This is a genomic window from Lonepinella koalarum, assembly GCF_004565475.1.
Taxonomy (GTDB): Bacteria; Pseudomonadota; Gammaproteobacteria; order Enterobacterales; family Pasteurellaceae; genus Lonepinella; species Lonepinella koalarum.
The window spans coordinates 64,290-77,314 of the sequence record NZ_SRHX01000004.1 but is presented as its reverse complement, the minus strand read 5'-3'; the positions used below and the strand labels follow the sequence as shown (position 1 = coordinate 77,314).

The following is a 13,025-nucleotide window of genomic DNA, read 5'->3' as shown; positions in this document are numbered from 1 at the left end:
GTTTAAACAAACTGTAACCACAGTGCCGAAATCGGCATCGCAATAAATAAAGATGGCAGCATATTTGCTACGGAAAACATTCTGATATTACAAATTCGTAAACCCGTAGCAATCATAATAGCACCTCCAACACCACCAAAATCAGCTTTCATTTCCGGAGTGATTAACGGCAAAATAATCACAGCGAGATAGGCTAAAATGAGTTGTAGGGTAATTTGTGGAATACAGATGATGCAAACTGAAATACCTAATGTGGTCGCAAAAATAATTGCAGTGAAGAAATCTAATGAAGATTTAATGATCAGAATACTGCTATCACCAACCAAACCTTCGTGCATTGCCCCGAATATACCGGTTCCGCTAAAGCTGAATAAAATCATTAAGCCGACAAATGTTTGTAGAAATGCTTCCTGTGATTGTTCGTTTTTCTGTTGTGGAAACAGCCGTTCAATCATTTTCTTAGCGATGGTTGAAATTCGGTTAATCAGATGTTCAATAGAAAGAATTTCGCCCACAATTGTGCCGATTAATAGTGAAAATATCATGGCAGGCATACTTGAAACGCGAGATAACATCACGACCCCCATGGCAACAGAACATAAGCCAAACAGCAGCGTTAAATTATTACGTAAACGTTCGGGAATTTTTCCACCAAGATAGGCACCGATTAGCCCACCTAAAATGATAGTGACACTGTTAATATAGGGTCCAATAATCATAATTTGTCCTACAAATAAAAATGCAGTTAGATTTAACCGCACTTTTACTGATTTGAGGGTTAATGAAATAATCTACGTCGATTTTTTACTCGTCCACCGAGTAATTGACTGAGCAAGATAATCACAAAAATAATGCTGTAAACCGCAAAAATAAACACTAACCATTGCACCATAGTGAAACTTAAAAATGTCCAACTAATTTCACTGCAAAGCCCGGTGGGATGGAATATCGCCGGGAACCATTGGTCTAAGGGGAGCGTGTTGGGAAATTCCACTGTCACTGGACATTGATCCCAAGGATTTGGATGCATTTGGTAATCAAGATGCTTTATGGAAAGCAATAAACCTTTAATGGCACCCCACAGACCCAATACTAAAGCGAGTAAACGCATTAAGATAAATCGTGGCGCAAGGAGACCGATGAAACCAGAAAAGAGAATGCCAAATAATGCAACACGTTCATAAATGCACATGACACAAGGATTTAAACCCATGCCGTGTTGGAAATAAAGTGCGCTCAATTCTAAACAAAATGCAGAAATGAATAATAACCACCAGATTGTTCGTTTGCTTGATAGCACTTTAATATAATTTAGCATTCAATTTCCTCATAGGTTAGTGAGCCATAATGGGTTCTAGCGGAATATGTGGACTACCGATTAAACCAACATTCATTAACCATTGAGTTGCACCGGGTAAAATATACTCTACTGAAACCAGTCCAACAAGAGTTAATACAATAGTGTAAGGTAATGCCATATAAACCATTCTACCATAGGATAAACGAATTAGCGGTGAAAGTGAAGATGTTAACAGGAATAAGAAAGCTGCTTGTCCGTTTGGTGTGGCAACGGATGGTAAGTTGGTACCCGTATTAATGGCGACAGCCAATAATTCAAATTGTTGTGCAGAAATCGAATTTTCTATTAAAGCTTGTTTCGCCTCATTAATGTAAACCGTTGCCACGAAAACATTATCAGAAATAGCTGATAATAATCCATTAAATACATAAAATAAAAGTAATTGCACATTTTCCGCGGCATTTAACACAAAATGAATCAGTGGAGCAAATAAGTGTTGATCGATAATCACCGCCACAATGGAGAAAAAGACCACTAATAAAGCCGTAAATGGTAAGGATTCTTGGAATGAACGACCGATTTGATGCTCGTTGGTTATGCCACAATAGGAGGTGGTTAAAATAATGACACTTAATCCGATTAATCCGACAGAAGCCAAATGTAAGGCTAAACCGATAATTAACCAGATACCGATAAATACCTGCACCCACAATTTCACTCTATCTTGCGATGTCATTTTCATTTCTTGGTTTCGATCGAATTTGGCTAATACGGACCAGACTTTACGTGGTAACTTAGTACCGTAGCCAAACAAACGGAATTTTTCAACCACAATGCAAGTTAATATGCCTAAACATAAAGTAGGGATAGTCACTGGTGCCATACGTAAGAAAAATTCTACAAATTTCCAACCAGATTGTTCTGCAATAATTAAGTTTTGTGGCTCGCCCACCATGGTCATTACCCCACCTAAAGCGGTACCCACGGCAGCATGCATTAACAGGCTACGTAAGAACGAACGGAAATCTTCCAAAGTTTGTTGATGATGATTAATTTTATCGTCATTGGTAATATCTGTGGAGTCTTCATAGGATGCTCCCGATGCGACTTTGTGATATACGCCGTAGAAGCCCATGCCAACACTGATAATCACCGCAATAACCGTTAAGGCATCTAAGAATGCGGAAAGAAACGCTGCACTTAAACAGAAAGAAACAGATAAAATAATCTTAGAATGTATTCTAAGTAATAATTTAGTGAAGACATAAAGTAATAATTGTTTCATGAAGTAAATGCCAGCTACCATAAACATTAATAACAGGATAACTTCAAAGTTTGCCATGATTTCGGCTTTAACGTGCTCTGTACTGGTCATGCCGATAGTGATGGCTTCAATTGTCAGCATACCGCCCGGTTGGAGTGGATAGCATTTTAATGCCATGGCTAAGGTAAAAATGAATTCTACCACCAGCAACCAACCAGCAACAAAAGGATTTATCCAAAAGATTACGGGGTTGATAAGTAAAAATGCCACAATAGTAACTTTATACCAGTTAGGGCTTTTACCCAAAAAATTATTCATAAATGCTTGAACATACGTCATATAAATACATCCTTTAAAAATATGCTTTGCATATCTGTTGCTTTAAACCGATAATAGGTTACTATTTTTACCTGTAAATGAAAAAATTGCTAGTACCTTCACTCTTTTTATAAGTTTTTTTGATCTATATTAAATAAAAGTAGCCAAATATGACGAATCAACAACCATTATTAAAAGCACAAAGTCCTGCTGCTTTAGCCGAAGAATATATTGTGCAAAGCATTTGGGATAACCGTTTCCCAGCCGGTTCAGATTTACCCGCGGAACGTGAATTGGCGGATAAAATCGGGGTAACTCGTACTACTTTACGTGAAGTATTACAACGTTTAGCTCGTGAAGGTTGGCTGAGTATTCAACATGGCAAACCAACTCGAGTGAATAATATTTGGGAAACCGGTGGGCCGAATATTATCAGTAAAATTATTCAGCTCGATCGTGGGGTGATGCCAACGATTATTGCGAATGTGGTATCATTACGGACTAAGATGGCGGAATATTATATTCCTGAAGCGGTGAGAATGAATCCAGATGATTCTTTGAAATTATTCGAAAGCGTAAGCGAACTTGAAGATAATGCGCAAGCTTATGCAGAGTTTGATTATTATTTATTCCGTCAATTTACTTTTATTGCACATAAACCAGTATATGGTTTAATTTTGAACAGCTTTAAGCAAATGTATCATCAAGTAGCACATTTATTTTTTTGTAATCCCGTGTCTCGCCAAATAGCGTTAACCTTCTATATGTCGTTACAACAAGCCTGCAAGATGAAAGACAGTGAACAAGTGGCTGCTTGCATGGCATTACATCGTGAACGAAGTGCGGTAATTTGGTTAGATATTTTAAAGAATTTGCCCGAAGATTTTGGTTTGTAATTAAAAATAACCCATGAAAGACACCGCACTTATTGAATTATTTTTAAATGAACTTTGGTTAGAAAAAGGCTTGTCGGATAATACGATTCAATCTTATCGTCTCGATCTTACCACGCTTTCGGACTGGTCATCGCAACACACCTTGAGTTTGATTGAGTTGGATTCGATTCATTTACAACAATTTCTTGGTGAGCGTATCGAAAAAGGCTATAAAGCTACTAGTACAGCACGCTTACTCAGTGCGATGCGGAAATTATTTCAATATTTATATCGTGAACAATATCGCCAAGATGACCCAAGTGCGGTATTAAGTTCGCCTAAATTACCCAGCCGTTTACCGAAATATTTAAGCGAAGAACAGGTAGGCAATTTACTCGAATGTCCTTGTACCGATGAACCGCTTGAATTACGTGATAAAGCCATGTTGGAACTGTTATATGCTACCGGTTTACGCGTGACCGAATTAGTTTCTCTGACCATGGATAGCATCAGTTTACAGCAAGGTGTGGTACGTGTGATGGGGAAAGGTAACAAAGAGCGTATTGTTCCCATGGGTGAAGAAGCTGCTTACTGGGTGAATCAATTTGTGTTATATGGTCGCCCTATGTTGCTGAATGGACAGAGTTCAGACGTAGTATTTCCGAGTAAACGTGCAGTACAAATGACTCGACAGACCTTTTGGCACCGGATTAAACATTATGCGGTTTTAGCAGAAATTAATACGGAAAGCCTGTCGCCGCATGTTTTACGCCATGCGTTTGCCACGCATTTAGTTAATCATGGCGCGGATCTTCGCGTGGTACAAATGTTGCTCGGGCATAGTGATTTATCCACCACACAGATTTATACCCATGTGGCAAAAGAACGGTTAAAACGTTTACATGAAAAATTTCACCCAAGGGGATAAGTAGTAACATTAGGGAAATATGAAATGTCCATAGACACTATTCGGTGAAATGATGAAATAAATTTCCATTTAAGGTTGAAAAGCGAGGGCATTTATTGAGATAATTCCACAGTTTTGGTGATCCTTTTTTTATCGTTGAGAAATTTTTACGATATTGGATCAATTTTTTACTTTAATAATAATGAAAAGATAATAACAATGGCAGAAAAACGTAATATTTTTTTAGTTGGACCTATGGGCGCAGGAAAGAGCACTATCGGTCGCCAGTTGGCACAGCAACTCAGCATGGAATTTGTTGATTCCGATAATGAAATTGAAACACGTGCTGGGGCAGATATTGGTTGGATTTTTGATATTGAAGGCGAAGCCGGGTTTCGTAAGCGTGAAGAACGCATTATTAGCGAATTAACCCAACGTCAAGGTCTGGTACTTTCCACAGGTGGCGGTGCAGTACTGTCGAAAGACACTCGTAATCATTTATCGGCGCGTGGTATCGTGATTTATTTAAAAACTACCGTCGATAAGCAATATGAACGCACTCAACGGGATAAAAAGCGCCCACTATTACAAGGCGTAGATGACGTTCGCCAAGTTTTAGAAGAGTTAGCTAAAGTACGTAACCCATTATACGAAGAGGTGGCGGATATTGTGTTGCCGACAGATGAACAAAGTGCCAAATTAATGGCGAATCAGATTATTGATTTAATTGATAATTTCCAAAATTAAATGATTCCTTAACCGGATCTAAGAAGGTGCAATATGTTAACAGTCAATGTTGAATTGAAAGAACGTCGTTATCCTATTTATATTGGTGAAAACTTACTCAAAGATCCGTCTGTTTATCCACTAAAATCCGGCGATAAAGTCATGATTGTCAGCAATGAAACCATTGCGCCTTTGTATTTAGATACGGTCACTAAAACACTCGAAAACATCGGTTGTAAGGTGAGTAATGTATTATTACCAGACGGGGAAAAATACAAAACCTTACAATCTTTAGATCTGATTTTCACTGCACTTTTAAAAGAAAATCATGGGCGTGATACCACATTGATTGCCTTAGGGGGAGGTGTTATCGGTGATGTGGCGGGTTATGCGGCAGCAAGCTATCAACGTGGCATTAAATTTATTCAAATTCCGACTACTTTGCTGGCCCAAGTAGATTCTTCCGTTGGTGGAAAAACCGCTGTTAATCACCCGTTAGGTAAAAATATGATCGGGGCATTTTATCAACCGATCACCGTGATTGTAGACACTTTGACACTCAACAGTTTACCTAAACGGGAAGTGAATGCCGGTTTGGCGGAAGTGATTAAATATGGCGCCATTTTAGATTTAGCATTTTTTCACTGGTTAGAACAGCATATTGATAATTTAGTCGCACTGCAACAAGCAGATTTACAATATTGTATTTCCCGTTGTTGTCAAATTAAAGCGGATGTGGTGGCTCGAGATGAAACGGAAAAGGGTGATCGTGCTTTATTAAATTTAGGTCATACTTTTGGACATGCCATTGAAACCCATTTAGGCTATGGCAACTGGTTACACGGTGAAGCGGTGGCAGTTGGCATGATGATGGCAGCGGCATTATCAGAACAATTAGGCAATATCAGCAAAGCCGATGTGGGACGTTTAGAAAAATTACTAGCACGCGCCAATTTACCGACCATTAGCCCAGATACCATGCAGCCGGAGGATTATTTACCGCATATGATGCGAGATAAAAAAGTCTTAGCCGGTAAACTTCGTTTAGTGTTACTCAAAACCTTAGGGCAAGCCTACGTTACTACGGATATGGATAAATCCTTAGTATTATCCGCTATTTCTGCTTGTACGCAGACGGATTAACGTTATTTTCCTCGTAAGTAATATGGCAAAACCTGCAAAAAAATCAGGCAAAGTAATCAAAAAATACCGTTCCTTTCTAAAGTGGGCCGGCGGAAAATATCGCCTAACCGATGATATTAACCGCTTGCTCCCCAAACGCAAACAATGTCTAGTAGAACCATTTGTCGGTGCGGGTTCCGTTTTTCTAAATAGCCAATTTGAACGCTATATTTTAGCGGATATTAATCCGGATCTGATTAACCTGTTCAATACCATTAAAGCAGATGTGGAAAGCTATATTGATAAACTAAAACCGATTTTTTTTCATCCCGATGCTAACACTGCCAGCTATTATTACGCACGCCGTACAGAATTTAATCAATCTACCGATCCTATTGAACGCTCGGTCTTATTTGTGTATTTGAACCGTTTTGGCTTTAACGGATTATGTCGTTACAACGCTAACAATGAATTTAATGTGCCTTTTGGTGCCTATAAAAATCATTATTTCCCTGAACAAGAAATGCGATACTTCGCCAAGAAAGCGCAAAGTGCGGTGTTTATTTGTGGTGATTTTCAACAGACCTTTGCTTTGGCCGATGAAAATTCCGTGATCTATTGTGATCCCCCTTATGCGCCATTGTTGCAAAGCTCTAACTTTACCCAATATTCGGGTAACGATTTTGGCTTAGTTCATCAACAAACCTTAGCCGAATTAGCTAAACAAACCCAAATGGAACGTAATATTCCGGTATTGATTTCCAACCATGATACGAAATTTACTCGCCAAATTTATAAAGGGGCGAGATTGCGCAAAATCCGAGTACAACGTTCGATTAGCCATCAAGGAGAAAAAAGGATCAAAGTTGGGGAATTGATAGCTTTTTTTAAAGTAAAATAAATATTACAAAATGACTGTGTATTATTTTATTAAAATAAATTTGTAATATATATTTTCTAATTAAGACAAATTTGTTAAACTTTCCCATACTAAACTAATACACAAGGAAAGTTTTATGTTACATTTCCAATCTAAAGTCCCTTATTCTCAACTGGCCACAGCCATCCCTATGCTATTGTGTGATTTTTATAAAGTGTCTCACCGAGAACAATATCCCGAGTATGCCGAAATTATTTATAGTACTTTCACGCCACGTAGTAATCATTTAGCCCCTCATTTGGATCGTGCTGTTTCTTTTGGTTTTCAAGCCTTTATTATTAAATATTTAATCAATTACTTTAATGAAAATTTTTTTGCGCGTCCAAAACAGCAAGTAGTAAACGAATATATTGATTTTATTCACCGCACTCTAGGTATGAAAACCAATGGGGAGCATATTGCACAATTACACGACTTAGGTTACTTGCCACTACGCATTAAAGCCATTCCCGAAGGGCTTTCCGTGGCAATGCGCGTACCAATGATGACGATTGAAAATACCCATAAAGATTTTTTCTGGCTGACAAATTATGTGGAAACTTTGATTAATGTATCCTTATGGCAACCGATTACATCCGCTTCCATTGCTCGAGTTTACCGTAAAACCTTATTACAATATGCCAAACAAACTTGTGATAACAATGCTCATATTGCTTTTCAATCCCATGATTTTTCTATGCGAGGCATGAGTTCCCTAGAAAGTGCCGAAACATCAGGAGCGGGGCATTTAACCGCCTTTTTAGGCACTGATACTATTCCAGCCATTTCCTATGTGGATTATTACTATGGCAGCCAGAATTTGGTGGGGACATCTATTCCAGCCAGTGAACATTCAGTGATGAGTTCCCACGGTGTAGATGAATTGCCAACTTTTCGTTATTTAATGGCAAAATTTCCCAACAATATGCTATCTATCGTGGCAGATACCACAGATTTTTGGCATAACATTGCCGTAAATTTACCTATTCTGAAAGATGAAATAATGGCTCGCCCTGAACATGCTCGCGTGGTGATTCGCCCAGATAGTGGTGATGCCATGGATATTTTATGTGGCAATTTACAAGCTGAAACCGCGGTAGAACGCAAAGGGCTAGTGGAAAGTCTATGGGAGATTTTCGGTGGTACAGTAAATAGCAAGGGCTATAAAGTATTAGATCCGCATATTGGCGTGATTTATGGCGACGGTGTAAACTTTGAGAAAATGGTGAATATTCTCAATGGGTTGCAAGAGAAAGGCTTTGCATCTAGTAATATTGTGTTTGGTGTGGGGTCTCGTACTTATCAAAGCAATACCCGAGATACCTTAGGTTTTGCAGTTAAAGCGACATCTATTACAATTAATGGCGTAGAAAAAGCCATCTTCAAAGCGCCTAAAACAGATAACGGACTTAAAAAATCACAAAAAGGGCGTGTGAAAGTACCAAATTTAGATCATTACATTGACGAATTAACAGCTGAAAGTGATTTTAGTGACGATAAGTTACAGCTTATTTTTGAAAATGGTAAGTTATGTAATGCGACTGATTTTGATCAGATTCGTCAGCATACTATGTTTGATGAGTAAATAAATAGGGAAAAGTGCGGTGTGAAATATCGCACTTTTAGTTTGTTTTGTTTAACTCAGGATTGATACTAAATTTTAATTGGGTAATTTCCGGCATATCTTGTTGAACGATTTGTAACAATTCATGTTGACAGAATAACAAATTTTGCCGCACCATAGCATTAGTGACTTCAATATTCAGGCTGTTTTCGGTGCAATTAGCAATACGATACAAACCTTTACATTGTACTGGGAAAAGTTTGTCTAATTTATGATTCAATTCATTAATAAATAAGCCTTTTTTCATAAGTTTAGCAAAACTAGAAGTATTTAACAGATCTTTGATATTCATGACTTTTTGATAACGTTTTTGTGTCATAGCTTGTTTTCTCGTCAATCACCCATATATTTAACGACATTCTAACGGATTTTCGGTATAATTTGACTAATTTTTTATGAGATAACAGAGAATAATGATTTTAACAAAGGGTAAGCACAATTTTTGGTCGCAATTACTGGTCAGTATGATTGCGATTTTTGCTTTACCTGATGTTCAGGTAGCGGATCGCATAAACGAGTATTCGCAAGAATATCAAAATCAATCTAATCAACAGCAAGTGTTGCGTGCGATTTATCAAATTAAACAGCAAAATCTATCTCTCACTTATCCCGCACAACCTACTGTTATTGCAAAAAAATTTGTTAAATTCACACCGCACTTTATGGCAAAGGTTTTTGCCGAATATGCCCCCATTCGTGGTAGTCCGTTTGCATAAATTTTGATTTATCTTTATTTCCCCGCTTTTGATATAAACAAAGGCGCCATATTTTTTATTAAGAGAAACAGAATTATGTTAAGTACTATTGCCACCAAAATTTTTGGTAGTCGTAACGATCGTATTTTACGTCGTTTAAATAAACAAGTTAAAAAAATCAATGCGTTAGAACCGACTTTTGAAGCTTTAAGCGATGATGAATTGCGCTCAAAAACTGCCGAGTTTCGTCAACGTTTGAGCCAAGGCGAAACCCTAGAACAATTATTACCCGAAGCCTTTGCTACGGTGCGAGAAGCCTGTAAACGAACCCTTGGTATGCGTCCGTTTGATGTACAATTAGTCGGTGGTATGGTGTTAACTGATCGTAATATTGCGGAAATGCGTACAGGGGAAGGGAAAACCTTAACAGCTACCTTGCCTTGTTATTTGAATGCATTGACGGGTAAAGGTGTTCATGTGGTGACGGTAAATGATTATTTAGCTCGTCGTGATGCAGAAACTAACCGTCCATTATTTGAATTTTTAGGTATGACCGTGGCGGTTAATGTGCCAGGTTTACCGCCAGAAGTAAAACGTGAAGCCTATCAAGCGGATGTCACCTATGCCACTAACAGCGAATTAGGCTTTGACTATTTACGGGATAATTTAGCTCATTCCGCTGCCGAACGTTTTCAACGTCCATTGCATTATGCCTTAGTCGATGAAGTGGATTCCATTTTAATTGATGAAGCTCGCACCCCGTTAATTATTTCCGGTCCTGCGGAAGACAGTTCTGAACTTTATATTGCAATCAATAAATTAGCCCCTATTTTAATTGAGCAAGAGAAAGAAGATAGCGATGATTTCCAAGGTGACGGTGATTACTCGTTAGATTTGAAAAACAAACAAGTAAATATGACCGAACGTGGTCAAGAAAAATGTGAGCAGTGGTTGATTGAACAAGGCTTAATGGATGAAAATGATAGCCTATATTCACCGCAACGTTTAGGTTTGGTACATCATATTAATGCCGCATTACGCGCGCATACCTTATTCCAAAAAGATGTGGATTATGTGGTAAAAGACGGTGAAATTGTGATCGTTGATGAACACACAGGGCGTACCATGGCGGGACGTCGTTGGTCAGATGGTTTACACCAAGCCATTGAAGCCAAAGAGGGCGTGAAAATTCAAGGGGAAAATCAAACTGTTGCCTCTATTACCTATCAGAACTATTTCCGCTTATACGAAAAATTAGCCGGTATGACTGGTACAGCAGATACTGAAGCCTTTGAATTCCAACAAATTTATGGTTTGGAAACCGTGGTGATCCCGACTAATCGTCCGATGATCCGAGATGACCGCACTGATGTGATGTTTGAAACGGAACAATATAAATTTGATGCGATTATTGAGGACATTAAAGATTGTGTGGCGCGTAATCAACCGGTATTAGTGGGAACGGTGTCCATTGAAAAATCCGAACTTTTATCTAACGCCTTAACCAAAGCAGGCATTAAACACAGCGTATTAAACGCCAAATTCCACGCTCAAGAAGCGGAAATTGTGGCAAACGCAGGGGCACCGGGAACGGTGACCATTGCCACCAATATGGCAGGTCGAGGCACGGATATTGTGCTGGGCGGTAACTGGAAAGCGGAAGTGGATAAACTTGACAATCCAACCCCTGAACAAATTGAGCAAATTAAAGCGGCATGGCAACAACGTCATGATATTGTGATGCAAGCGGGTGGCTTGCATATTATTGGCACGGAACGCCATGAATCACGCCGTATTGATAACCAATTACGTGGTCGTTCTGGTCGTCAGGGAGACCCCGGTTCCTCTCGTTTCTATCTTTCATTAGATGATGCCTTAATGCGGATTTATTTAAATGAAGGCAAGCTCAATATGATGAGAAAAGCCTTTAGTACCCCGGGCGAAGCCATGGAATCCAAATTATTAGCGAAAGTGATTGCCTCGGCTCAAGCGAAAGTGGAAGCACATAACTTTGATGGTCGTAAAAACCTATTACAATATGATGATGTCGCCAATGATCAACGTCATGCTATTTATGCACAACGTAATGAATTATTAGATAATGGTGATGTGTCGGAAGCGATTGCTGCTATTCGTTCTGATGTATTTAATACGGTAATCGATCAGTATGTACCGCCGCATTCTTTGGAGGAACAATGGGATATTCCGGCGCTAGAGACACGTTTACGCCAAGACTTTGCTTTGGATTTACCGATTCAGCAATGGCTTGAAGAAGATAATCAATTTAATGAAGACACACTGCGTGCAAGAGTGGTGGAGTCGGCCGTGCATGAATATCAACGTAAAGAGCAAATGGTAGGCATCGACACCATGCGTAATTTTGAAAAAGGCATCATGTTACAAACCCTTGATGAACTTTGGAAAGAACATTTAGCTGCGATGGATCGTTTACGTCAAGGTATTCATTTACGCAGTTATGCACAAAAAGATCCAAAACAAGAGTATAAAAAAGAATCTTTTGCCATGTTTACCGATATGCTTGAAGCCTTGAAGTTAAGTGTCGTGCGAACCTTAAGTCGTGTACAAGTGCGTTCAGCGGAAGAAGTGGCGCAAGCTCAACAACAGCAACAACAAGTGGCAGAACGTCAAGCAGCGGCTAGAGAATACAATGGTGCAACGGAAGAAGTGAACGAAAAAGTGGCGCTTGCGGAAAGCCAACGTAAAATCGGTCGTAATGAACCTTGTCCTTGTGGTTCGGGTAAGAAATATAAACATTGTCATGGCAATCGAGCTTCACATGTGTAATCTTCAAGAGTGCGGTGTAAGCTGCACTCTTTTTTATAGGATCATCAGATGACGAAAAAATTAGTACAGGTTGCTGCAGGCATTATTCGTAATGAATTTGGTCAAATTTATCTTACTCAACGACTAGAGGGGCAAGATTTTGCACAGTCCCTTGAATTTCCCGGTGGCAAAGTGGATCAAGGCGAAACGCCAGAACAAGCCTTGAAACGTGAAATCGAAGAAGAAATCGGTTTACATGTGCTAAGTGCGGTGCTTTTTGAGCAATTTTTATTTGAATACCCAACGAAAATTATTCATTTCTATTTTTACTTAGTGGAGGAATGGATAGGTGAACCCTTTGGGCGAGAGGGGCAAGAGGGATTTTGGGTTGCACAAAATGAACTTGATGCGGGGTTGTTTCCGCCAGCCAATGGAAAATTGATCGCACGTTTGAAAGCAGAATGTGGGTCAGTAAGTTAAAAGCATTATTT

General features: G+C 39.0%; 13 protein-coding genes. 9 read left to right on the top strand and 4 right to left on the bottom strand.

Annotation, left to right across the window (positions count from 1 at the left end; genetic code table 11):
• Nucleotides 1-2 precede the first annotated feature (2 nt).
• From E0709_RS06535 to nhaB, 3 genes are read right to left on the bottom strand one after another with little or no spacing between them, the layout of a single operon-like run.
• Complete coding sequence (locus tag E0709_RS06535) at nt 3-719, bottom strand: DUF554 domain-containing protein (RefSeq protein ID WP_132301999.1); 717 nt, start codon at nt 717-719, stop codon at nt 3-5.
• A gap of 59 nt (nt 720-778) precedes the next feature.
• Nucleotides 779-1,318: a disulfide bond formation protein DsbB gene (gene dsbB, locus E0709_RS06530; protein WP_132301997.1), complete on the bottom strand. Its 540-nt coding sequence runs from the start codon at nt 1,316-1,318 to the stop codon at nt 779-781.
• Nucleotides 1,319-1,334: 16 nt separating this feature from the next.
• The gene (gene nhaB / locus E0709_RS06525) at nt 1,335-2,903 is read right to left on the bottom strand and encodes a sodium/proton antiporter NhaB (RefSeq protein WP_132301995.1); all 1,569 of its coding nucleotides are present in this window, start codon (nt 2,901-2,903) and stop codon (nt 1,335-1,337) included.
• A 149-nt stretch (nt 2,904-3,052) separates the two neighbouring features.
• Between nhaB and fadR the strand changes: the two genes are divergently transcribed.
• From fadR to E0709_RS06495, 6 genes are all read left to right on the top strand, one after another.
• A complete protein-coding gene (fadR, locus tag E0709_RS06520; RefSeq protein ID WP_132301993.1) occupies nt 3,053-3,778 on the top strand; it encodes a fatty acid metabolism transcriptional regulator FadR in 726 nt (241 codons plus the stop codon).
• A 13-nt stretch (nt 3,779-3,791) separates the two neighbouring features.
• The gene (gene xerD / locus E0709_RS06515) at nt 3,792-4,685 is read left to right on the top strand and encodes a site-specific tyrosine recombinase XerD (protein WP_132301991.1); all 894 of its coding nucleotides are present in this window, start codon (nt 3,792-3,794) and stop codon (nt 4,683-4,685) included.
• A 198-nt stretch (nt 4,686-4,883) separates the two neighbouring features.
• Nucleotides 4,884-5,411 (top strand): shikimate kinase AroK, encoded by a 528-nt coding sequence (aroK, locus tag E0709_RS12510; protein WP_132301989.1) that lies wholly within the window; start codon nt 4,884-4,886, stop codon nt 5,409-5,411.
• A gap of 33 nt (nt 5,412-5,444) precedes the next feature.
• Nucleotides 5,445-6,533 (top strand): 3-dehydroquinate synthase, encoded by a 1,089-nt coding sequence (gene aroB / locus E0709_RS06505; RefSeq protein WP_132301987.1) that lies wholly within the window; start codon nt 5,445-5,447, stop codon nt 6,531-6,533.
• A 22-nt stretch (nt 6,534-6,555) separates the two neighbouring features.
• Nucleotides 6,556-7,413 carry a Dam family site-specific DNA-(adenine-N6)-methyltransferase gene (locus E0709_RS06500; protein ID WP_132301985.1) on the top strand — a complete coding sequence of 286 codons (858 nt, stop codon included), beginning with the start codon at nt 6,556-6,558 and terminating at the stop codon, nt 7,411-7,413.
• A 115-nt stretch (nt 7,414-7,528) separates the two neighbouring features.
• Nucleotides 7,529-9,016 carry a nicotinate phosphoribosyltransferase gene (locus E0709_RS06495; protein ID WP_132301983.1) on the top strand — a complete coding sequence of 496 codons (1,488 nt, stop codon included), beginning with the start codon at nt 7,529-7,531 and terminating at the stop codon, nt 9,014-9,016.
• Nucleotides 9,017-9,053: 37 nt separating this feature from the next.
• Here the strand turns inward: E0709_RS06495 and E0709_RS06490 are convergent, their stop codons facing one another.
• Nucleotides 9,054-9,374: a DciA family protein gene (locus tag E0709_RS06490; protein WP_132301981.1), complete on the bottom strand. Its 321-nt coding sequence runs from the start codon at nt 9,372-9,374 to the stop codon at nt 9,054-9,056.
• 94 nt (nt 9,375-9,468) lie between these two features.
• Here E0709_RS06490 and secM point away from each other — a divergent pair, with 94 nt between their 5' ends.
• From secM to mutT, 3 genes are all read left to right on the top strand, one after another.
• Complete coding sequence (gene secM, locus E0709_RS06485; protein ID WP_132301979.1) at nt 9,469-9,771, top strand: secA translation cis-regulator SecM; 303 nt, start codon at nt 9,469-9,471, stop codon at nt 9,769-9,771.
• 75 nt (nt 9,772-9,846) lie between these two features.
• A complete protein-coding gene (secA, locus tag E0709_RS06480; RefSeq protein ID WP_132301977.1) occupies nt 9,847-12,555 on the top strand; it encodes a preprotein translocase subunit SecA in 2,709 nt (902 codons plus the stop codon).
• A gap of 48 nt (nt 12,556-12,603) precedes the next feature.
• On the top strand, nt 12,604-13,014 hold the full coding sequence (gene mutT / locus E0709_RS06475) for an 8-oxo-dGTP diphosphatase MutT (RefSeq protein WP_132301975.1): 411 nt from the start codon (nt 12,604-12,606) through the stop codon (nt 13,012-13,014).
• Nucleotides 13,015-13,025 lie beyond the last annotated feature (11 nt).

Excerpts from the sequence above, each read along its gene's own strand:
- E0709_RS06535 (WP_132301999.1), bottom strand. The coding sequence starts at position 719 with ATGATTATTGGACCCTATATTAACAGTGTCACTATCATTTTAGGTGGG.
- dsbB (WP_132301997.1), bottom strand. The coding sequence starts at position 1,318 with ATGCTAAATTATATTAAAGTGCTATCAAGCAAACGAACAATCTGGTGG.
- nhaB (WP_132301995.1), bottom strand. The coding sequence starts at position 2,903 with ATGACGTATGTTCAAGCATTTATGAATAATTTTTTGGGTAAAAGCCCT.
- fadR (WP_132301993.1), top strand. The coding sequence starts at position 3,053 with ATGACGAATCAACAACCATTATTAAAAGCACAAAGTCCTGCTGCTTTA.
- xerD (WP_132301991.1), top strand. The coding sequence starts at position 3,792 with ATGAAAGACACCGCACTTATTGAATTATTTTTAAATGAACTTTGGTTA.
- aroK (WP_132301989.1), top strand. The coding sequence starts at position 4,884 with ATGGCAGAAAAACGTAATATTTTTTTAGTTGGACCTATGGGCGCAGGA.
- aroB (WP_132301987.1), top strand. The coding sequence starts at position 5,445 with ATGTTAACAGTCAATGTTGAATTGAAAGAACGTCGTTATCCTATTTAT.
- E0709_RS06500 (WP_132301985.1), top strand. The coding sequence starts at position 6,556 with ATGGCAAAACCTGCAAAAAAATCAGGCAAAGTAATCAAAAAATACCGT.
- E0709_RS06495 (WP_132301983.1), top strand. The coding sequence starts at position 7,529 with ATGTTACATTTCCAATCTAAAGTCCCTTATTCTCAACTGGCCACAGCC.
- E0709_RS06490 (WP_132301981.1), bottom strand. The coding sequence starts at position 9,374 with ATGACACAAAAACGTTATCAAAAAGTCATGAATATCAAAGATCTGTTA.
- secM (WP_132301979.1), top strand. The coding sequence starts at position 9,469 with ATGATTTTAACAAAGGGTAAGCACAATTTTTGGTCGCAATTACTGGTC.
- secA (WP_132301977.1), top strand. The coding sequence starts at position 9,847 with ATGTTAAGTACTATTGCCACCAAAATTTTTGGTAGTCGTAACGATCGT.
- mutT (WP_132301975.1), top strand. The coding sequence starts at position 12,604 with ATGACGAAAAAATTAGTACAGGTTGCTGCAGGCATTATTCGTAATGAA.